The sequence below is a fragment of the Nitrospira sp. genome, assembly GCA_024760525.1.
Taxonomy (GTDB): Bacteria; Nitrospirota; Nitrospiria; order Nitrospirales; family Nitrospiraceae; genus Nitrospira_D.
In genome coordinates, this window is sequence record CP060499.1 from 3,005,641 (window position 1) to 3,025,206 (window position 19,566).

General features: G+C 56.2%; 22 protein-coding genes. 4 read left to right on the forward strand and 18 right to left on the reverse strand.

Features of this window, described 5'->3' with window-relative positions; genetic code table 11:
- Nucleotides 1–402 precede the first annotated feature (402 nt).
- Complete coding sequence (locus tag H8K04_14060; GenBank protein ID UVT17989.1) at nt 403–1,116, forward strand: hypothetical protein; 714 nt, start codon at nt 403–405, stop codon at nt 1,114–1,116.
- A 269-nt stretch (nt 1,117–1,385) separates the two neighbouring features.
- Nucleotides 1,386–1,994 carry an MOSC domain-containing protein gene (locus H8K04_14065; protein ID UVT14949.1) on the forward strand — a complete coding sequence of 203 codons (609 nt, stop codon included), beginning with the start codon at nt 1,386–1,388 and terminating at the stop codon, nt 1,992–1,994.
- 195 nt (nt 1,995–2,189) lie between these two features.
- Here the strand turns inward: H8K04_14065 and H8K04_14070 are convergent, their stop codons facing one another.
- The 13 genes from H8K04_14070 to ccmA form a co-directional block, all read right to left on the reverse strand.
- The gene (locus H8K04_14070; protein ID UVT14950.1) at nt 2,190–2,780 is read right to left on the reverse strand and encodes a NapC/NirT family cytochrome c; all 591 of its coding nucleotides are present in this window, start codon (nt 2,778–2,780) and stop codon (nt 2,190–2,192) included.
- Between the two features lie 2 nt (nt 2,781–2,782).
- The gene (locus tag H8K04_14075) at nt 2,783–3,511 is read right to left on the reverse strand and encodes a cytochrome C554 (protein ID UVT14951.1); all 729 of its coding nucleotides are present in this window, start codon (nt 3,509–3,511) and stop codon (nt 2,783–2,785) included.
- A 162-nt stretch (nt 3,512–3,673) separates the two neighbouring features.
- Nucleotides 3,674–4,648 carry a hydroxylamine oxidation protein HaoB gene (gene haoB / locus H8K04_14080; GenBank protein ID UVT14952.1) on the reverse strand — a complete coding sequence of 325 codons (975 nt, stop codon included), beginning with the start codon at nt 4,646–4,648 and terminating at the stop codon, nt 3,674–3,676.
- Between the two features lie 80 nt (nt 4,649–4,728).
- On the reverse strand, nt 4,729–6,486 hold the full coding sequence (locus H8K04_14085) for a hydroxylamine reductase (protein UVT14953.1): 1,758 nt from the start codon (nt 6,484–6,486) through the stop codon (nt 4,729–4,731).
- Nucleotides 6,487–6,672: 186 nt separating this feature from the next.
- Nucleotides 6,673–7,965 (reverse strand): c-type cytochrome biogenesis protein CcmI, encoded by a 1,293-nt coding sequence (ccmI, locus tag H8K04_14090; protein UVT14954.1) that lies wholly within the window; start codon nt 7,963–7,965, stop codon nt 6,673–6,675.
- On the reverse strand, nt 7,962–8,423 hold the full coding sequence (locus H8K04_14095; protein UVT14955.1) for a cytochrome c-type biogenesis protein CcmH: 462 nt from the start codon (nt 8,421–8,423) through the stop codon (nt 7,962–7,964). Before H8K04_14095 ends, ccmI begins: the two co-directional genes overlap by 4 nt.
- Nucleotides 8,420–8,947 (reverse strand): DsbE family thiol:disulfide interchange protein, encoded by a 528-nt coding sequence (locus H8K04_14100; GenBank protein ID UVT14956.1) that lies wholly within the window; start codon nt 8,945–8,947, stop codon nt 8,420–8,422. The genes H8K04_14095 and H8K04_14100 overlap by 4 nt, the downstream gene beginning before the upstream one ends.
- Nucleotides 8,944–10,935: a heme lyase CcmF/NrfE family subunit gene (locus H8K04_14105; protein UVT14957.1), complete on the reverse strand. Its 1,992-nt coding sequence runs from the start codon at nt 10,933–10,935 to the stop codon at nt 8,944–8,946. The genes H8K04_14100 and H8K04_14105 overlap by 4 nt, the downstream gene beginning before the upstream one ends.
- Nucleotides 10,932–11,414 carry a cytochrome c maturation protein CcmE gene (ccmE, locus tag H8K04_14110; protein ID UVT14958.1) on the reverse strand — a complete coding sequence of 161 codons (483 nt, stop codon included), beginning with the start codon at nt 11,412–11,414 and terminating at the stop codon, nt 10,932–10,934. The genes H8K04_14105 and ccmE overlap by 4 nt, the downstream gene beginning before the upstream one ends.
- Nucleotides 11,398–11,583, reverse strand: coding sequence for a heme exporter protein CcmD (gene ccmD / locus H8K04_14115; GenBank protein ID UVT14959.1), 186 nt, complete (start codon nt 11,581–11,583; stop codon nt 11,398–11,400). Before ccmD ends, ccmE begins: the two co-directional genes overlap by 17 nt.
- The gene (gene ccsA / locus H8K04_14120) at nt 11,583–12,344 is read right to left on the reverse strand and encodes a cytochrome c biogenesis protein CcsA (protein ID UVT14960.1); all 762 of its coding nucleotides are present in this window, start codon (nt 12,342–12,344) and stop codon (nt 11,583–11,585) included. Before ccsA ends, ccmD begins: the two co-directional genes overlap by 1 nt.
- A 9-nt stretch (nt 12,345–12,353) precedes the next feature.
- Nucleotides 12,354–13,037, reverse strand: a complete 684-nt coding sequence (ccmB, locus tag H8K04_14125) for a heme exporter protein CcmB (protein ID UVT14961.1) — start codon at nt 13,035–13,037, stop codon at nt 12,354–12,356.
- Complete coding sequence (gene ccmA / locus H8K04_14130) at nt 13,034–13,654, reverse strand: cytochrome c biogenesis heme-transporting ATPase CcmA (protein UVT14962.1); 621 nt, start codon at nt 13,652–13,654, stop codon at nt 13,034–13,036. Before ccmA ends, ccmB begins: the two co-directional genes overlap by 4 nt.
- Nucleotides 13,655–13,871: 217 nt before the next feature.
- On the opposite strand from ccmA, the gene H8K04_14135 reads away from it, so the two are divergent.
- On the forward strand, nt 13,872–14,426 hold the full coding sequence (locus H8K04_14135; GenBank protein ID UVT14963.1) for a DUF1269 domain-containing protein: 555 nt from the start codon (nt 13,872–13,874) through the stop codon (nt 14,424–14,426).
- Between the two features lie 76 nt (nt 14,427–14,502).
- On the opposite strand, the gene H8K04_14140 is transcribed toward H8K04_14135, so the two are convergent.
- The 5 genes from H8K04_14140 to H8K04_14160 form a co-directional block, all read right to left on the reverse strand.
- Nucleotides 14,503–15,087, reverse strand: a complete 585-nt coding sequence (locus H8K04_14140; GenBank protein ID UVT14964.1) for a lipocalin family protein — start codon at nt 15,085–15,087, stop codon at nt 14,503–14,505.
- Between the two features lie 62 nt (nt 15,088–15,149).
- The gene (locus tag H8K04_14145) at nt 15,150–16,370 is read right to left on the reverse strand and encodes a dicarboxylate/amino acid:cation symporter (protein ID UVT17990.1); all 1,221 of its coding nucleotides are present in this window, start codon (nt 16,368–16,370) and stop codon (nt 15,150–15,152) included.
- 182 nt (nt 16,371–16,552) lie between these two features.
- Nucleotides 16,553–17,041 (reverse strand): DUF2127 domain-containing protein, encoded by a 489-nt coding sequence (locus tag H8K04_14150; protein ID UVT14965.1) that lies wholly within the window; start codon nt 17,039–17,041, stop codon nt 16,553–16,555.
- A 161-nt stretch (nt 17,042–17,202) separates the two neighbouring features.
- Entirely contained in the window at nt 17,203–17,658 is a 456-nt protein-coding gene (locus H8K04_14155; GenBank protein UVT14966.1) for a PIN domain-containing protein, read from the reverse strand.
- Nucleotides 17,652–17,870 carry an AbrB/MazE/SpoVT family DNA-binding domain-containing protein gene (locus H8K04_14160; protein ID UVT14967.1) on the reverse strand — a complete coding sequence of 73 codons (219 nt, stop codon included), beginning with the start codon at nt 17,868–17,870 and terminating at the stop codon, nt 17,652–17,654. The genes H8K04_14155 and H8K04_14160 overlap by 7 nt, the downstream gene beginning before the upstream one ends.
- Before the next feature lie 204 nt (nt 17,871–18,074).
- Between H8K04_14160 and H8K04_14165 the strand changes: the two genes are divergently transcribed.
- Nucleotides 18,075–19,391: a nucleoside permease nupX gene (locus H8K04_14165; protein UVT17991.1), complete on the forward strand. Its 1,317-nt coding sequence runs from the start codon at nt 18,075–18,077 to the stop codon at nt 19,389–19,391.
- The last annotated feature ends 175 nt before the right edge of the window (nt 19,392–19,566 follow it).

Genomic DNA, 19,566 nt, shown 5'->3' on the forward strand with positions numbered 1-19,566 from the left:
CGGGTCGGCGTTTTTCTTTGCTCTCTTACTCGCAAGCTGTTTCCCTCCTTCAGAATAATCTCTCTTCAAATTCGGTACTCATACGGCTCCTTAACAGGGCATACGCGAAAATCAGTTTCATTTATGACACCTCAGGTGTCACGTTTGGGGGGAGCTCGATGACCTCACCAGATCTTGCCCGTTCGCCAACGGTCCTGTATGATACCCGCGAAATTACACAACCTGGCTTCACCAAATCCCATTAGTCTTAAACAGCATATCGCGCATGCGCTCTGCTCTATAGACTCCATCTGACCCATGGACGCACCTTCGAGTACCCCTCAGCTTGGAACTTGGTTCAATGCCGCAGAGCGGATTGCCCTCCGGCATTTTCCGAAAGCAGGAGCCCTCGATACGCATCGAATGCGTGATTATGTGATCGCCGCATTTACATTCCTCTGCGTTGGAATTAGTTCTCTGTTTGAGATCAGCGCGAGCGTCGAACGGCAACAGACGTTGGGAGTGCTGGCGTGGATTTGTCTCGGAGCATTGTTGTTTGGAGAAAGCAGAGAAACCAGAATCCAGGTTGCCATTGCCGTTCTGTTTGCCACGGTCGGTGAGCACTTTGCCTCTATCTATATGGGTGGTTACACATATAGGTTTGAAAACGTGCCTGCCTATGTCCCGCCAGGTCATGGAATGGTGTACCTAACCGCAGTTGCGTTAGCACGATCCGGCCTGTTTGTACGGCATCCCGGAAGAATCGCGATCTTCGTGGTGGGAATATGGGGCGCCTGGTCTCTCTGGGGGGTCAGCGGGTTCCCGGATCGCGGGGATGCGGTCGGCGCGTTGCTGTTCTGCATATTTTTAGTATGGCTGATTATCGGCCGTTCGCCGATGGTATACCTCGCCGCCTTTTTCATTACGACATGGTTGGAATTGATCGGTACTGCCGTCGGCGCTTGGAAATGGGCGGCCATCGACCCGTTATTGGGATGGCCTCAGGGGAATCCGCCCAGCGGAGTTGGTGCCTGGTACTGTTTGGTTGACGCAGTCGCTATCGGAGGAGCAGGACCTACCTTACATGGAATCAAACGCATCTGTGAGTGGTACAGGTCCGGAAGAATTTTGAATTGAACCCGTAACTCCTGAAGATCGTTACGGCGTGAAGGACCCCACCATAGATTTCTATCTTCGCTGCACCATGGATCATTTTCACCTCGGACATCCTGCTGCAGCAAGATTGAAACACTGTCGTACGAGCTATGGGTGAGAACCTCCTACAACCTGGGACTCCTCAGTGCCTAGTCTCATGTATCGACGTCATTTATATCATGATTATCCGATCGATTTATTGAGCCTAGGAGCTGATCCTGAACAACTCCGGCACCGCAAAAGTGCTTTCTGTGCAAGTTGGACTACCGAGGACTGTGGGAAACGGCGACTCGCCGAATCCTCTGGATCAAGTCTGGACCACAGGGTTTTTTAAGGAGCCGACATCCGGCTTTGTGTGGCTTGGACGGACTAATCTCGCCGGTGACGGACAGGCGGACCTTGAGAACCACGGTGGACCAGAAAAGGCCGTCAATGCCTACCCTATCGAGCACTACGTCTATTGGACTGAAGCCTTAGTCTTACCTGGCCTACCGCTTGGAGCCTTTGGTGAAAACTTTACAACCGAGGGTCTGTTGGAGGACACCGTCTGTATCGGGGATGTGTTTGAGATCGGCGAATCACTCGTCCAAATATCTCAACCAAGACAACCATGCTGGGAATTGGCTCGCCGCTGGCGGGTTAAGGATTTAGCTGTTCAGGTCCAAGAAACGGGTCGGACAGGGTGGTATTTTCGGGTACTCAGGGAAGGCCGAGTTCAAGCGGGAAGCACATTGATTCTGATCGAACGCCCATGCCCACGATGGACGGTGGCCGCTGCTAATAGGGTGATGCACGACGATATAGACGATGTGGATCTTGCCAGAGATCTTGCTGACTGCACCTATCTCTCTCCAAGGTAGCGAAGCAAGCTCACGCGACGTGCGGATACTGGGGCAATCGAGAATACGTCATCAAGACTGAATGACCCAATGGAAGGGAGCAAGTAGGAAGCTCATTTTTCAAATTTGTACAAATGAGAAAGCCAGGAGTGCATCACAACCATTGTGTGCAGTCCTGGCTTCTCGGCAACCCGCAACTATTACGCTTAGCTTCTCTTATTCGTCTTCGTCGTCGTCATCCTTCTTCTTTTTGACTTCCTTCAGCACAGGGCGTCCCTGGGCAAGGCTCGCGTTCAGATCGTTCTCTGGTACCTTCTTGTGCACCAGGTTTTGATGACAGTCTATACACGTAGCCCCTTCGCTCTGCATTTTGGCATGCGCAGCCTTGGCTGAAGCACCTGGTGGTTTCGTGTTCTTGTGGCAAGCTCGGCACGTCAAGCTGTCCCACTCCTTCAGCTTCATGCGAGCCCGGTAAGCAGCCTCTGGACGATGCTCATTGAACTTTTCGACGGTTGAATAATCCGTGGTGAATTCCTTGATCAGAAAGGGCACACCATCTACCACGTGCGTATAAATAGCCTTGTGGAAGTTCGACAGGCCCTGAGGCACGTGACAATCCTTACAGCCCGGATCCATCCCTAGCGCACCCCAATGCGAAGACTTCTTCAGCTCCTCATAGGGATAAATTTCAGAATGGCAGCTGATACAGAATTCCGTTCGAGAGACAGCCGCCTCACCGCCGAATACCACGACGATGAAGACAACTGTGAGAATTGCGCCTGCTGCAAGAGTACCGATCTTTCCCATCGCTATTCTTCCCCAGCCTTGTCGGACTTCACCGGAGGCTTGGCTGACTTCTGGAACTCTTCATGGAACTTTGGCATCGGTGGCCCTGTAAAGGTGCCGGCCAACTTGAAATGCGCATGCATGGCCTTGTCATCACGGACGGACTTTTCAAAATCAAATTCATACTTCTTATCCACCTTGGGTGTGAATGGAGTGTACGGCTTCTTCACACCTTTCCATGGCGATCCTTCATAGTTCAAGTGGCAGGCATTGCACTTCTCCTGAAACTCAAACTCCTGGCCAGCCTCAACAAGATTGGCCCGCTCCATCGTCTTCTGGGACTTTTCAAAAGCTTCCCCTGCCTTTCTATGAATCTTCCGGTAATCGCTACCGGCCCCGTGGCAGGATTCGCAACCCACACCGGTCAAGAACTTCTCCGGTTCTTCGATGACGTAGCCGCCTTCCTTACCGAACCCATCAACGTGGCATCCAACGCAATCCTTGTCTTTGGTATAGTCCTTCTTGGGGTCCAGCTTGGCCTTGACCATCGCCTCGTCCTTCTTCTTGCCTCTGCTGGGCTTGAGCGACTCCATGGCCTTACCATGGAGAGTCTTTTCCCACGCCTCGCCCTCGCCTTTGTGACAGTTGAAGCACTTTTTCCGGCCTTCAAATGTCCCTTCGGCGGAGGCTGTCCCTGCTACTACTAGAAATACCGCCGCAGCGGCAAATGCGAACACAATGCGACGATTCACGGCATCTCCTTTCCCACGAATGTATGATTAAGATCACTGATCACTTTCTGTTGTCTAGATCTGAACGTTTCTTTATTCATCAGAGTTGAACGCCCGTTTCATTTGCTTGATTGGACGCGAGCTCAGTTTACCATGAGCTATGCGGGACTGCTACTCAGATAATTAGGGTTTATTGTCATTCGCACCGCTTGAGGCAGATGGAATTTTGTAGACCCAATATCCGCCTTGCTTATGGACAACTTGCAATGCTTCAAAATCAACCGGCTTTGAATTCATTAGCGGGAGCATTTGGGACAGGAGTGTCTTCCCTTTTTTACTTTCATTTAAGAAGTAGGCACGCACCGCTTTTTCTGACAGAGACTGGAGCGTATAGGTATCGTAACCATTCTCCTTCATCCATGCCTTGACCTGCCCAACCAGTCCATGGACGTTACCCGTCAAAGGAAAATCCTTAAATGCAATGTCGAGCCGATCCGGCCGCATGAGGCCAAGCTTATAGAGGTCAGCAGGGTGAACGACGATATAGGCTTCCTGAGAGCCGACAAATTCTCGAAGCATGGCTGCCCCTTTGCTCGGCTCAGAGGCTAATATATCCGCAAAATTCTGGAACCTTTTCTGCTCTTCGGCGGATCCTTCCGCTCCCCAGAACTGTCGTTCGTACTTGCTGATGACCTCAGTTCGTTCCTTCCAATAAGAAGGGGTGATCAAAGGCTGCCCCAGATGAGATGTGAAGACAGTATGTCGATCGGATAACAGCCCGAGTTGACGCGACGTGTCCCACCAGGCGAGAAGGGCGGCGCCTTCTGGAACATGCTTTGTAATATCGACAGCGACTGCAGCCAATTCCGGAAGATCTCCTCCCATCGCCCCGACTGGTTCAGAAAGTAGATTCTCCCAATTTAGGAAAACCGACGATCCAGCTCCTCTACTTGCTCGATAGGCAATGGCGATGGGTTTATCCACCGATTGAACGCGAATTTCGTATTTACTGACTTTCAAGTCCGGCCAGTTTTGCAACGCAAGGTTGTCAAACTTTGTGACGGGACCTTCGTCCACAAGGTGATAGCTATATGGAGCAGGCGCTGGCTTAAACCAAAGATACGCAACCCATCCGCTCAGAAAAAGACCTCCCGTCACCAGGAGGAGTCCTAGTGACGGGAGGAATTTAGCCCCTGACGGATGTGACACGGGGGCACCCAGGGACGGAGCGGTCGAGATCAACGCTCCTTCCTTCCACGCCTCCGCCATCCGGCAATCGCAATCGTCCCGGCCAACATCATCCCGCCCCCGATCCCGCCGAGGGAGAGCTTGCCGGTTTCACTGTCCAGATCCAGCATGCTGTGCTTAACCTGACTCTCAAGCTTCGCCACCCGTGCTTGGAGGGCGAGATTCTCTTTCAGCCGCGTGTCGTCATCCATGATTTCGACATAGGCCCGATTCATGGCCGCCCATCCCACCGTATAGGTGTAGCCCCAATATTGGTGGGCCAAGCTCACGTGCAATTGCACCAGGTGATCTTCCGCCATTTCGAATAGCTTCAACTCATTGGCCGCCGGGTTGTTGCCCTTCGACCAATAAATCTGGAAGAACTTCTCAAACCCATCGGTCTCCGGCGCGGGCGGCGCCGGACGGTTGGTCTTCTGCCCGGTCAACAGGCCCGCCTTGTACTGCTCTTCGACGGTATGATGGGCTTCATCGTACTTATCCAAGCCGGAGAAGGTCCCGTTGTCCATGAACTCCAACCATGCCCGGGCGTACGTCTCGGAGTGACATTGCGTACAGGTCTTCACCCAGGCATCGTTGCGCTTTTCGGCCCAGTCGGTCTTGATGTTCTCGCGGATGCCGGGCACGAAGGGATAGTTGGCCCAGCGAACTTTCCGCACCACGTTGTGGGCGATCTTGCCCTGATATTCCATGTGGCAGTACTGACAGGTCGGCGCGGTAGCCGCCCCTTTGCCGATCGCATCCTTGATGGGGATGTTGAAGTTCCAATGCGCTTTGTCGCGTTGATACTTCAAGCCATGTTTGGACAGGTTGTAGGCTTCCCAGTTGTTGTGGTCGGCCCCGCTGTGGCACTGGGCGCAGACTTCCGGCTTGCGGGATTCGGCGGCGGAGAACTCATGCCGCGCATGGCAGGTGTCGCACTTGTTCTGATTGACGTGGCAGCCCGTGCAGCCGTCGGCGATTTCCCGCTGCGGCATGCCCGCATAGACTTCCACTTCGACGTTGGCGCGATAGTCCAACGCATGGGACGGCCGGCCCTTCGGCCATTGATCCTTCGGCCACGTGATGGTGTCCCGCTCCGACTCGCGTTCCGCAAACTCCTGTAAGTGGCAGGTGCCGCAGGTGTCGGCAGTCGCCAACTTGATGTCTTTGCGGTGATCGGCTTTGTTCTTGGTGTTGATGTCGAAGTGGCAATCGATGCAACCGACTTCTTTGAGGTTCTCGCCCTTGCCGAGCTTGCCGATCGAGCGCAGGTTGTCCTCAATGGCCTCCAGCTTGGCTTTCTTATAGAAAGTCTCGTCTTTCGGCGTGAGCTTGCGGATCTTGTCCAGGTTCGCGTGGGTGCTCTTCTTCCACGCGGCCACCCAGCCCGGGGACTCGTCGGTGTGGCACTTGACGCATTGCTCGCGGCTCGCCACTTCTTTCACCGCTTGCGGCGGCTTATAGAAGGTGTGCGGATCAAAGTACTTACTGAAAGAGACGGGTTGCCAATATTCCCCGTACTTGCCCTTCCCGACCCCGTTCTGCGCCGGATCCATGTACCGCTTCAGCAGCGCTTCGTACAGCTCCTTCGGCGACGCCGAGCGCTCGATCTTCAGCGCCTCATACGTCTCCTTCGGCACGGTGGGAAAATCCGCCTGCGCTTGTGCGGCGACCAACACGCCGCAAACCACCAGGGCATACTTCACCAAATGCTTGACTCCCACAGTAGTACTCCTTCCGTTTGAGAGGCAGTGCGCACTTTTCTTCATAAAAATGTTCGTCGAAAGCATACTCATTGTCAGCAGTAAGGTCTTTCTAGAGTTCGTTGTTTCAACTTCCTGAAATGGCGCGAAAATATAGCTTAGGTCCAAACAAAGTGTCAAGAGAATTTCTGCAAAGATTGACCGACACGGACATGAAACAAATCTGCAACGAACGCACGATCAACATAAAAGCTACGGTCGCTCTCGATCGATGACCACGGTGATGTTTTCTGTCCCGGGCTTGATCGGCTGACTCATGCCTTCCAGATCACCGCTCTCAGCCATCGCTTTTCCGGACTTCGACAAGCGTGCGACGATCACCACTGTGTCGATGTCGGATAATTTCCTTGACGGCATGGGACTGGTGGAATCGTCGAGTCGAAATGTAAACGGTAAATCTTTTTTCGACGCCCGTACGATTGACACCGGCATCGGAGGGCCGGCCACATCTTTCGCAAACACAAATAAGGTATCCGGGAGAGACGCTTTACCGGCCAGATTCGGCCCTAACACCACCTTACCCGTAATCGCACGCGACTGTCCGGATTGCGCCGCCGGTTTGGCGGGCTTGGCCTGTTCCATTGGAGGATTTGCCACCAACATGTTCATACTGGGACCGCCGCCGAGATGCCGTTTGGCTTCGGCAATACTGGCCTTCAGCTGGTCGGATGACTCCTGGTCGTCGGGAGGAAGATGGGCATGCGCATCTTCCCACTCCTTGGCGGCGCGCGCAAAATCTTTTCGGTTGTACGCGATCGTCCCTGACAACATAAGCGCCTTCACATTGTGAGGTTCAAGCTTCAACGCCTTTTGAATCAAGGTTTCCGGTTTTCCATCCAGCTTGCGCCCTTGATGAACACCGAGCGCATCGGCGTAGTCGGCCAGGAGACTCGCGTTATTGGGATCGAGCTTCGTCGCCTTCTCAAAAATCGGCACCGCATCGGCGTACCGTTCCATGGCCATATAGGATCGCGCTAAGAGCCCCCACCCTACTGCATCGTTCGGATTCTGCTCGAGCCTCTTTCTCAACTGCTCGATCAGCGAATTGAGACTATCCGCCATCTGAGCATCATCGCCCGGTCCGCCTTGTGAAGCCATCGTGGGAACCGCCGGGTGCGTCATCGCGGCAGGATTGCCCAATGTCCAATAAAGCACGCCGCTGGCAGCCGGAATGAGCATACCCAGCAAGAGGGCGACGAACCGGAGATTCAACACTCCTCCGGTGGGTGCGGCCGGCGCTCCCATTGCGCCCGTCTCTTCCAATACACGGCGATCCAGTTCACTTCGCGCCGTTCGATACTGGTCCTCCGTCAACAAACCGTTGGCGCGATCCTGCTCCAATTCCGAGAATTGCTGCCGGTAGATGGGCAAGGTTTTCTCTTGTTCACTGGTAGACTCGGACGGGCGTTTCAACAACGGTCTCAAAAGAAGCGCCAGGACGCATAGAGTCATGGCCGAGACGATAAACCAGAATGTAGCGGTCATGAACGCTTGCCTCCTTCTGACAATAGTTGTTCGACTCGTCGATGCTCTTCGTCCGTCACCGGCACATCGATCACCTTGGTCGAGCGACGCCGCAGACTCACGACGAGCGCGGTTGCGCCGATGGCCAATAAGACGAACGGTCCCACCCAGAGGAGCGAGGTCGTCGCCTTAAGCGGCGGCCGATAGAGCACGAAATCTCCATAGCGCTCGACGAGAAAATCGATGATTTCCTTGTCGCTCATGTCTTTGGCGATCATTTCCCGCACTTCACGGCGGAGGTCTTCTGCCAGCGGCGCATTGGAATCGGCCAGTGTTTGATTCTGACAGACCAAACATCGAAGCTCGACGGCGAGATGTTTCAGCCGGGCTTCAGCGACGGGATCGTCGGCCAATGGCCGAGCTTCTCCGGCCCACGCCGGCCCGGAGGCAAGCACCATGATGAACGCCAACCAGATCATTGTGATTCCAACTGCTTCACGAGCGGGATAATTTTCTTGGCCACCGTGTCGGGATCCAACGGTCCGATCTGCTTATAGCGGATCATGCCCTGCTTGTCGATGACGTAGGTCTCCGGAACCCCGTACACTCCATAATTGATGCCGACTCGCCCCGCATCATCCACGCCGACGATCGGATAGGGATTCCCCCAACGCTGCAACCAGCTCAAGGCTTCTTCCCGTCGATCCTTGTAATCCATGCCATAAATCGGGACCTCACCGGACCTGGCCAGCTCCATCAACACCGGGTGTTCGGTCTTACAGCCGCTGCACCAGGATGCCCAGAAGTTCAGCAACCAGACCTTGCCTTTCATATCTGCCGGTGAAAACACCTGCTCCTGATTGTACAGCTGAGGCTGAGAGAAATCCGGCGCAGCCTTTCCGATCAATGGAGAGGGAATCTCTCGTGGATTGAGCGTCAGTCCGATACCCAGAAAACCGACGACCACGACGAAGATAGACAAGGGCAGAAGAAACCGACTCATGCCACTTTTCGCCTAGCCGGACGTGTCGAAGCAGGCACGGCCGGCTCTTGTCGGCGCCAGGCAAGTCGGTACCGGCGATCACTGACGGCCAGCACGCCGCCCAACGCCATAATCAGACATCCGCCCCAAATCCAATCTACAAACGGCTTGTGGTAGAGCCGCACGCTCCAGGCTCCATCATCGAGCGGTTCGCCTAAGGAAACATAAAGGTCACGCAGCAGCCCCGGATCGATGGCGGCTTCGGTCATGATTTGATTCTGAACGGGGTAACGCCGCTTCTCCGGATACAAGACCGCGGCTTCGCGACCATCCAGACTCACACGGAAGGTGCCACGCGCCGCCGTATAGTTCGGACCCATGACGTCTTGTGCGCCATCGAACCGGAACGTATAGCCACCGATGGTCGCCGTCTCCCCCACGTTCATCCGTACATCCTTTTCAGTTTCGAATCCCTTCACCATCGTGACGCCGACGACAAAGACCGCAATGCCACAGTGCGCCACGAGCATGCCCCAGTACGATCGGGGCACCGCAGCCAGGCGACCGGCGAGACCTTGGCCGTCGACGTGGGTCAGTCGCTCGCGCAAACCGACTATCGCAGTCGTGACGATCCAAATCGCGAGCAGAAGACCGAGACTCAACAAAGGAGTCCATGTTCCGATGACAAACGGTAAGGCAATCGCCGTCGCAATGCTCACACCGAAAGCCCAACGCAACCGCTTGGCCAGATCAGGTAAGTCGGCCTTCTTCCATTGGGCCAGCGGACCGATCCCCATTAGGAAGAGCGCCGGCGCCATCAATGGAACAAATACCGAGTCGAAATACGGGGGCCCGACGGAAATTTTCCCGAGATCCAAGGCATCCAGGAACAAAGGATACAACGTCCCCAGCAAGACCGAGCCCATGGCCGCGACCAGCAACACATTGTTGGCCAACAGCATCCCTTCTCTGGAGGCTATCGCGAAACTCCCACCCAATCCCACACGCGGAGCCCTCCACGCGTAGAGGATCAACGACCCCCCGATGACGATGGCCAGAAAGGCCAGGATGAAGAGACCTCGTTTTGGATCGGTGGCAAAGGCGTGGACGGAGGTCAAGACACCGGAGCGCACGAGAAACGTTCCGAGGAGGCTTAAGGAAAATGCCATAATGGCAAGAAGCACGGTCCACACCTTGAATCCACCTCGTTTGTCCGTCACGGCCAGCGAATGGACCAGGGCCGTACCGGCCAGCCACGGCATGAATGAGGCGTTTTCAACCGGGTCCCAGAACCACCACCCTCCCCATCCCAACTCGTAATAGGCCCAGCCGCTCCCCATCGCGATTCCAACGGTCAGAAAGCACCACGCGACCGTGGTCCATGGCCGGGACCAGCGCGCCCAGGCGGCATCAAGGTTACCCCCCAGCAACGCGGCGATCGCGAACGCAAACGCCACCGAGAAACCGACATACCCCATATAGAGCATCGGCGGATGGATGACCATCCCAGGGTCTTGCAAGAGGGGATTCAGGTCACGTCCATCCGGAGCGGCCGGAATCAACCGCTCGAATGGATTCGAAACCGTCAACATGAACAGGAGAAATCCCAAGCTGACCAAGCCCATGACCCCGAGGATGCGTGAGCGCATCGTTTCGGGAAGATGAGCGGAGAAGAGCGTGACTGCAAACATCCAGACGGTCAAGATGAGAGTCCACAACAGAAGCGACCCTTCATGAGCGCCCCAAATGGCCGCGAGACGATAATGCAGCGGGAGTTGGGAATTCGACGTCGCCGCGACATACAACACAGAAAAATCTTTATCGGCAAACGCGTAACCAAGACAGCAAAATGCCGTTAAGACCAAAAGAAATTGCCCGCGCGCCGCAGGCTTGGCGATCGACATGAGGGCCGAGTTCCCGATTGCGGCACCATAGATGGGGAGAGTTCCCTGCACCACCGCGACGCAGAGCGCGAGGATCAAGGCAAAATGACCGATTTCAGGGATCATAGCGAATCTTTCCTACCTTGAGGAACAACGAGTGACTTGCTTTGCTGCGCCCCGGAGGCCTTCGCCTTCGCCAGCGCTTCCGCCGCTTCCGGAGGCATGTAATTTTCATCGTGTTTCGCCAGGACTTCACTGGCGACGAAGGTACCGTCGGCGACCAACTGCCCCTGCGCCACCGCACCCTTCCCTTCCTTGAAGAGGTCCGGCAAAATCCCTTTGTAGGTGACGGGCACGCGCTTCGCCGTGTCAGTGACGATGAAATGGACCGTGAGGCCGTCGTTGTCGCGGACGAGGCTCCCGTCTTCAACCATCCCGCCGATCCGGAAACTGCGCCCTTTCGGCGCTTCACCGCCGACGACTTGCGTGGGCGTGAAAAAGAACACGAGGTTGCTCTGAAATGCGTTCAAGATCAGTACAGTCGCCACGCCCAAGACCAGCAGCCCCAGCCCGATAAAGGCGAAGCGTTTATGCCGCGGTTTCATCGGTGCCTCCTAACAACATCGCGCGCTGTTCAGCCCGCGCAGCAGCCCGTCGCCGCCACAGGGCTAGGACTTCCCACACCATACACAATGCCGTGGCGATGAACGACGTCCATACGTAGAGCCCATAACCGCCCATCGCAAAGAATTCCGACGCGCTTCCCCACTGCATCAGCGAGCCTCCACCGCGTTCTGGATCACGGCCGGTTTTTCTTCCCACACGGGTTGGGATTCCCGCTCGACCACGATACATCGAGCCCGCGAGAGGATCACCGCGATGCTGTACAGCCAAAACGCCATGGTCATGATCAGCATTGCCATCAGCATAGTTGCGGCCATTTTCGACCCGGTGGACATGCTGACCGATGCGCCTTGATGCAAGGTATTCCACCACTGGACGGAAAAATAGATGATCGGAACATTGACGACCCCGACCAGCGCGAACACCGCGCTTGAACGGTCCGCACGGCGCAGATCATCGATCGAGGTCCGTAGGAGCATCACTCCCGCGTACTGGAACAAGAGGATCAGTTCCGAGGTCAGCCTGGCATCCCACACCCACCAGGCTCCCCACGTCGGCTTGCCCCACATCGCCCCGGTCAGCAATGCCAAAAACGTAAACATCGCCCCCGTGGGAGCGATCGCCTGAGCCATCATGAAGGAAAGACGTGCATTGAGCCCAAGCCCGATACCGGCCCACACCGCCATGACGACATACAGAAACATGGACATCCAGGCGGCGGGGACATGGACGAAGATGATCCGATACGAATCGCCCTGCTGAAAATCGGTCGGGGCGACGAAGAATCCCAGGTAGAGACCGATGCCCATCAGGGCAACCGCCACGCACGCGAACCATGGAATGAGACGGCCGGCCAGGGGATAAAAAGCCTGCGGTGACGAATACTTCAGCCAGTTGATGCCCGTACTCATGAAACGGTTTTACTCCAACGCAATGCGCAAGGCTGCCGCCGTGGCCCAGGGTGCCAAAAAGAGGGACAACACCAGACAGGCCCCGAGTAGCGAGAGATTTGCTTCGCCGCCGATACCGGCCATGCTGCTGGTGACGGCGCCGGCCCCAAAAATCAACACTGGAACGTAGAGTGGAAGCACCAGGAGGGCAACCAGTAGACCACTCCCCCGCACGCCAAGCACCAACGCGGCGCCGATCGCACCAATCATACTCAACGTGGGCGTCCCAAGCAAGAGCGACATCACGAGAACTCCCAAGGCTTCCCCGCTCAAGCCGAACTGAAGACCGAGGAGCGGTGAAAGCAGCACCACGGGCAGGCCGGAGATCAGCCAATGCGCAAGGACCTTTCCTGCCACCAAGACCGCCAGAGGCTGGGGCACGAGGAGCATCTGTTCAAGGGCGCCGTCTAAGTAATCCGCAGTAAACACCCGTCCTAACGACAAGAGGCAGGCCAACAAGGCCGCCACCCATAATACGCCGGCACCGATCGTCCTCAGAACCGCCGGTTCCGGCCCGACACCTAATGGGAACAGGCTGACCACAATGACCAAGAAAAAGACCGACATCGCCGCGTCCGAACGTCGGCGCATGGCCAGAAGCAGATCCCGCCGGACGACTCCGCCGACAGCCTCCCACATGCTGGAGCGCTTCATCCGGTCAGCCTCAGTCGTTGCACCGTTTCGGCCGGCAGCGCGACCTCTTGGTGCGTCACCACGACCGCCAGCCCGCCTCGTTGCAGGTGGGCATGCAAACGTTGTGTCACGACACTCGTTGCCGCTGTATCGAGCGAGGTGAAGGGCTCATCCAGCAGCCATAACGGTCGCGTGGATAACCAGAGCCTCGCCAGAGCAACCCGGCGCTTCTGTCCTTGCGAAAGCACTTTAGACGGCAAGGAATGAATCTGTCGCTTCAGACCGATCGACTCCAAGGCTTCCTGTGCTTTGGCAGCTGCACATGGTTCACCAGCCAGCGACATGGAACTCGTCAAATTTTCAAGCGGCGTGAGATCGTCCTTGATGCCATTGAGATGCCCGATATAGGTCAGTTGGCCAGAATACAATTCTTTCAGCTGATGGATGTCCTGCCCTTCCCAGAGGATCGCGCCTTGCTCGGGCGGCAATAAACTGGAGAAGATACGGAGCAGACTGGTTTTCCCGCTGCCGTTCTCACCCACCACGGCCAGTAGGGTCCCAGGCTCGACTTTGACGTTGAGGTCGGAAAAAAGCCGGCGCGATCCTCGACTGCAACCAAGTGCAACAGCTTGTAACATAAAGAGGCTACTCGATGAGAACGCGTCGAGAGTAAGGGAACAGAGCGTGGAAAAACAAGGGGTCAGGATAGGCTTGGCCGCTACCCTGTCAGGGTACCGCTGGAAAACCCACCTTGCTCTGAGAGTAATCCAACTGCTATCTAGTGCATGCGCCACAGGATTGACCGTCTGTCTCGATGAAACGGGTCTGCCCACATAGAATCAAAGGAGAGCGATCATGAGTGAACTGGTCTGCATCGCATTTAAAGACTCCGGCACAGCCGACCGGGTGCTGAACGAACTGCGGGCGTTGGAAACTGAATATGTCCTCGATCTGGAAGATGCCGTCATCGTCGTCCGCGACATGGATGGGAAAGTCCACCTGAAACAGTGCGTCGATGTGTTCGGAGGTGCCACCACACATGGCGTGGCCATGGGAGTGCTATGGGGAGGCTTGATGGGGCTGCTCTTCATGAATCCTTTGGCGGGCCTGTTAGGCAGCATCGCCGGAGGCGCAGGGGGTGGTGCCATGACCACCGCTGCCAGTGAATTCGGGCTCCTCAGCGATTACGGGATCCCCGACAACTTCATCAAGGACTTGGGCAGCACCATCAAGCGAGGTACCTCGGCGATTTTCCTGCTGATCCGGAGCGTTGACCAGGACAAGCTGTTGGCGGGAATCTCAAACTATGAGGGAACCATCCTCAAGACATCGCTCAGCAAAGAGCAGGAAGAAAAGCTGCGAGTGGCCCTCACACATCACCACGATCAAAAAAAAATCAGCAAAGGGTAGCCGAAGGCTCGGGAAAGCGGGCAGGGAGTGTGATCTTCGGGTAATTGATTATACGCTTGGATCACCGGCATGTGGGTTAAGACGATGGGCCGGGGCGCTGGTCGCGGATAAGACGCTCGACAGGATAGCCGAACCTTCGCGCCAGTTGGACGAGGTTCCGGTAGTTGTCGTCGTCGATTCTCGGCGCACGGGCTAGAATCCACAAATGTCGGCGATCAGGGGTACCCACCAACGCGGTGCGATACTCGGGATCGAGATCGAGAATCCAGTAGTTCCCCTCGCGGGACGATCCAAACAGCCGCGCAAACCAGTTGTCGAATACCACCATGAGCCGTGCATTCGTCTGGGGGTCCACCACAGTCGCTACACCCTCCGCCGTGTCCAGCGTGCCGCCGTCGGTCACGCATTCGTTGTGCACCCCAACCCGTCCATCCGATCGAACCGTGTAGACCGCTTTTGAATCCACGCAATGTCTCTGGAACCACATCGGTAACCGCGCGATCTCATACCAAGTTCCGGCGTAACGACCAAGGTCGACTGAAGTCACCGTGTTGAGACTTTCTTTCGACTCAATTCCTGCACAACCGCCGAGCCACCCGTTCAGCAGCACAAAAATGAACCAGAGGTTTACGTGTGAATTCGTCTGATTGGAGAACCGCATGGTTACCTCACAAGGATGTGCTCCGGAACAACTCGGTAAAGACATTACCGGGTCGCAATGATTTAAGTCGTGTCAGACCGGAACTGTGTTTCGCTCCTCTGTTTTCCATCTAATAGACAGCTGACGTTCATATCTCCCATCACATTGATCGCAGTGCGACAGCGATCGAGAAACCAATCCACCGTCAGCAGCACAGGAATGTATTCCACGGGGAGGCCGACGGCAGTAAAGACCATGGTCATGGTCACCAACCCCGCTTCCGGAATGCCGGCGGCGCCTACTGAAGCGATGATACTCGTAAGGACGACCATCAGCTGCTGCTGAACGCTTAGATCCATTCCGATCATTTGCGCGATGAAGAGGGCCGCCATCGCCTCGTAGAGCGCAGTGCCGTCGTTATTGAAATTCGCGCCGACCAGCGCGCCCATGCTGGCGGACTGCTCGCGTAATCCCACCCGGTCTTTGAGCGCGGCATACGTCACCGGCATCGTCGCCGTCGAACTGGCCGTGGAGAAGGCCATGACCAGCGCATCGCGGCCACCACGCAGCAATTGCCCTGGAGACACCCACGACCCGAAGCGTACGCGAACGAGGTAATACATCGCCTGGATCGCCAGCGCGAGCAGCACGCATAGCACAAAGATTCCAAGGGCCTTGAACGGCGCGAAGCCCTCCGTTCCCACGATGCTGGCCACGATGCCGAAGACGGCGAACGGCACGAGCGCGATGATCCAATGCAAAATCTTGATCAGCGATTCCAGGAAGAGTTCGACAAGGTGCCCTACCGTGCCGAGGGGACGGTGGCGTTCCTTGCGCAAGGCCATCCCAAACGCCACGGCGATGAAGATGACCCCGATCACCTTGCCGTCATCGGCGAGCGGCCCGAGCAGACTCTTGGGCACGTTCTCCAAGAAGGTGGCCAGCGGATTAGCGGTCTTCGCAGCTTCTTCGTGCGGGGATGGTGGAGTAATACCTGCCCCGTGCCCTGGCTGAATCACGTTGGCGACCGTCAGGCCGACGGCAATGGCAACCAACGTATTCAGTAACAATAAGCGCGGTAGCCGAGCCGCGAGTGGACCGCCGAGATGAGTCGTCATGAACGTGTGCACAATCGCCGCAAGGATCAGCGCCGGCGCAAGCGCACCAAGCAGACGCAAGACAAGCCTGCCGGGCACCGCGAGAACAGCCGCCTCGCTCCCCAGCATTATTCCCGCTATCACGCCGAGCACCAATGCCATCACGATGCGCGCATAGAGCGGAATGCTCTCCCACCGCGCGATCATGCCGTTGCCCGGCGTAGTGGTCGATGGTTCTACCGAGGTACGTTCATCCACTCGCTGGAAATCCCTTTCTTCCATCCATGGTCACTAGACGAGAAGAGATCGCCGAATGTATCACAAGGGGGGTGACCGATGAGTTTAGATGAACCGTGCGAGGAAGATGGTGAGCTCAGTCGGCTCACTTGTCACCTTCCTAGAGATTGTTGACCCTCCGGTTGGAAGGTATGCTGCTTCAACTGCACAATGAGGTAGAGCACAATGACCAGATTCAGCAGTAGTACACCGACGCGAAGCACCGATACCCGGTCGATCACTTCGTAGAGCTCGAATGGCAACAGCAGACTCGTCGAAATGACCGTCAGATATGCAGCCCAAGAGCGCTCCAGCCACAGCCCGACTCCTTCCAACAACAGCATCGCTGCATAACCCAGACTGACAAGCCCTGCCACGAGAACGCTGTGCGGCTGCAACGCATCGACTTTCAGCACCAGCGCATGAATGATCCGTGAGTCGGCATTCAAATGAAGTGTTTCGATCAAACGCGAGAACAGCGTCGCAATCTCCGCATGCATTAATTTCAATAAGCCCAACCCAACGAGGAGCAGCAGCACGCCCTTCACGAGCTTGAACACAGCAATCGCGGCGAGACCGGTCTGGTGAGAGCGAGGCGTCATCGAGTGAAGAGAAGACTATCTCCCAAGAAGAGAAAGCAACTATGGTGGACGGTACCGTTGTAGGCCTCGGATGTGAAGCGACTGAAGGATTGAATGGCCAGGAAATACTCCCAACCCTTTTCCATTCGCCTCCGTCGCGTCACGTAAGAAAAATGGTGAGACTAAACCAGGTCATCCACAATGATGCACTCAATCTCTTTGACGCGCTGTAATCCACGATCATTCCCGTAAAAACGCGCGGCTTTGTGGCCGATGGCAGTCGCCAGTTGTATGGCATCAGGCGTGCTGAGACGGTAGTTGGCACGCAACTCAGCCGCTCGATCAGCCAGATTCATCGTCAACGGGACCCACTCGATCTTGGGGTAGGTGCTGGTCAGGGCAAAAATCTTTTGTGCCAATTCATCCTTCTGGTCACGGTAGGGCTGAACCAACAGTTCCAGAAGCGTCACCGTCGAAGTGACCGCGGCATTCTGCCCCCGTTCGATCAATTCAAACAAGGCAGCACACCAAGCTCCATATCGTGGGTGGTCTTCGAGAAAATAGATGAAAACATTGGTATCGAGACCGATGCGTTGTCGTTGGACAGGAAGACCTTGAGATAAAGAAGGCCCTACCACGACCGGCGCTCTCGTTTCAGGTAGTCGGCAGGATAGGTTCCCTTCGCTAGCCCCTGTAAAACCTTCGAATACCGTTTTGGCTTCGGCATGATAAGTGTCAGATCATCTTTCACAACCACCAGCAATTCATCGCCACCCTTGACGCCCATCGCTTGTCGGGCTTCTTTCGGAATAACAATTTGATTCTTGCTGCTGAGCTTCTGAACAGCCATGGAACACCTCCCTCATAAGGCTTTACATTACCATACTAAAGTAAAGCGCAGCAATGAACCAGCATGCATAGCCCTAGAGCACATGTCAGAGATCAGACACATCTGTCTTTGTCTGTGTGATGGCACGCACCTATTTTATTTCTTGACGGCAGCCGACCCTCGGCGTAGCCTCCGCCGGGCTTTTATCGGAAGGAGGACATGACGGTGGAGGAATGGCCGTATCGCCTGCTGGCGTGTATCGGATTCATGACGATCGCATTGCTGGCTTGGCTGACGGGGAAGCGCAGTCGGCTGAACTGGACGACCATTGGCGGCAGCGCGGTCTTGGCCTGGGGACTCGGGATCGTGTCCTTTTGGTTTCCGGGCTCCCGCTGGTTCTGGAGCATCATCAACGATATGGTGGTCGCCGTGCTCCACGCCTCGCAAAAGGGCACGCTCTTCCTACTCGGTCCGCTCGCGCTCGACCCAGGCCAGCGTCTCTCGGACGGTACAACCTCGGTGGGCTTTATTCTGGCTGCACAAGCACTGCCGGCAGTCGTGTTCTTTGCCGCCTTGATGGCCGGTCTGTACTATTTGGGCGTCATGCAAGCGATCGTGGGTCTGTTTGCCCGGCTCTTCTACCGGACCATGGGCCTATCGGGGGCCGAGTCTCTGTCCGGCGCAGCGAATATCTTCGTCGGCATCGAGGCGGGCTTGATTGTTCGTCCCTACCTTACAGCCATGACGCAATCGGAACTGCTCTTGGTGCTGACGTGCATGATGGCGACCGTGGCGAGCACGGTCATGGGCATCTACGTGTCGGCTCTGCAACATGTGGCGCCTCAGATCGCAGGGCATCTGATTTCTGCGTCAGTGATTTCTATTCCTTGCGCGGTACTCATCAGTAAACTCACGTGGCCCGAAGATGGACAGCCCGTGACGCTGGGCGGCGTGCCTGCTGTGCCCACCGACCGGAACCCATCGCCTTTATCCAACGGTGAAACAATCCAGCCGCCCTCCAACCTCATTGTCGCCTTGATCGATGGGGCGGGGCAGGGAATGAAAATGGCGGTCGGCATTGCCGCGTTGCTGATCGTGTTTCTTGGAGTGGAAGCGTTGGTCGATCTGGCGCTGGCCCAGCTTCCTGCGATCGGTGGAGTGCCGCTCTCCGCCACACGGGTCCTCGCCTGGCTGACCTGGCCGTTCGCCATTCTTCTCGGCCTCCGTCCTGAGGAGTGGCAGATCGGCGCGGACTTGCTGGGGTCGCGGTTTATCGAGACGGAAGTCGCGGCCTATTTCAAGCTAGCCGCGGTGCAATCCGCGTCTCCGCCGCCGCTCTCTCCCCGGTCCCTCACAGCCATGACCTATGCCCTCTGCGGATTCGTGCATGTGGCGAGCATGGGCATCTTTGTCGGCGGCATCTCCGCATTGGTGCCGCATCGGGCAAAAGATATCTCGGTGCTGGGACTACGCGCGTTGTGGACTGCCTATTTGACGACGTTGCTGACTGGGTGTATTGCCGGAGTCCTCGCATCTTCATAGAAAGTGGCGCTCAGCGATCCATCCCCTTCCCAACGGACGAACCGTGTTCACAGGAGCCGCCGCGCTCACAGTACCAACGCATGAATGATCCGAGAACATGAGGCCTAGTAGCTTGTAAAACGGGGGGCTTACCGCTATCCTTGTAACTGTCGCCAGTAGAAATCGACGTCTCTCT

Coding starts and splice junctions, on each gene's coding strand:
- H8K04_14150 (UVT14965.1), bottom strand. CDS start 17,041: ATGACGCCTCGCTCTCACCAGACCGGTCTCGCCGCGATTGCTGTGTTC.
- ccmB (UVT14961.1), bottom strand. CDS start 13,037: ATGAAGCGCTCCAGCATGTGGGAGGCTGTCGGCGGAGTCGTCCGGCGG.
- H8K04_14105 (UVT14957.1), bottom strand. CDS start 10,935: ATGATCCCTGAAATCGGTCATTTTGCCTTGATCCTCGCGCTCTGCGTC.
- H8K04_14095 (UVT14955.1), bottom strand. CDS start 8,423: ATGATCTGGTTGGCGTTCATCATGGTGCTTGCCTCCGGGCCGGCGTGG.
- H8K04_14140 (UVT14964.1), bottom strand. CDS start 15,087: ATGCGGTTCTCCAATCAGACGAATTCACACGTAAACCTCTGGTTCATT.
- H8K04_14070 (UVT14950.1), bottom strand. CDS start 2,780: ATGGGAAAGATCGGTACTCTTGCAGCAGGCGCAATTCTCACAGTTGTC.
- ccmE (UVT14958.1), bottom strand. CDS start 11,414: ATGAAACCGCGGCATAAACGCTTCGCCTTTATCGGGCTGGGGCTGCTG.
- H8K04_14100 (UVT14956.1), bottom strand. CDS start 8,947: ATGAGTCGGTTTCTTCTGCCCTTGTCTATCTTCGTCGTGGTCGTCGGT.
- ccmI (UVT14954.1), bottom strand. CDS start 7,965: ATGACCGCTACATTCTGGTTTATCGTCTCGGCCATGACTCTATGCGTC.
- H8K04_14160 (UVT14967.1), bottom strand. CDS start 17,870: ATGGCTGTTCAGAAGCTCAGCAGCAAGAATCAAATTGTTATTCCGAAA.
- H8K04_14135 (UVT14963.1), top strand. CDS start 13,872: ATGAGTGAACTGGTCTGCATCGCATTTAAAGACTCCGGCACAGCCGAC.
- H8K04_14060 (UVT17989.1), top strand. CDS start 403: ATGCGTGATTATGTGATCGCCGCATTTACATTCCTCTGCGTTGGAATT.
- ccsA (UVT14960.1), bottom strand. CDS start 12,344: ATGAGTACGGGCATCAACTGGCTGAAGTATTCGTCACCGCAGGCTTTT.
- ccmD (UVT14959.1), bottom strand. CDS start 11,583: ATGCAGTGGGGAAGCGCGTCGGAATTCTTTGCGATGGGCGGTTATGGG.
- H8K04_14145 (UVT17990.1), bottom strand. CDS start 16,370: ATGATCGCGCGGTGGGAGAGCATTCCGCTCTATGCGCGCATCGTGATG.
- H8K04_14085 (UVT14953.1), bottom strand. CDS start 6,486: ATGAAGAAAAGTGCGCACTGCCTCTCAAACGGAAGGAGTACTACTGTG.
- ccmA (UVT14962.1), bottom strand. CDS start 13,654: ATGTTACAAGCTGTTGCACTTGGTTGCAGTCGAGGATCGCGCCGGCTT.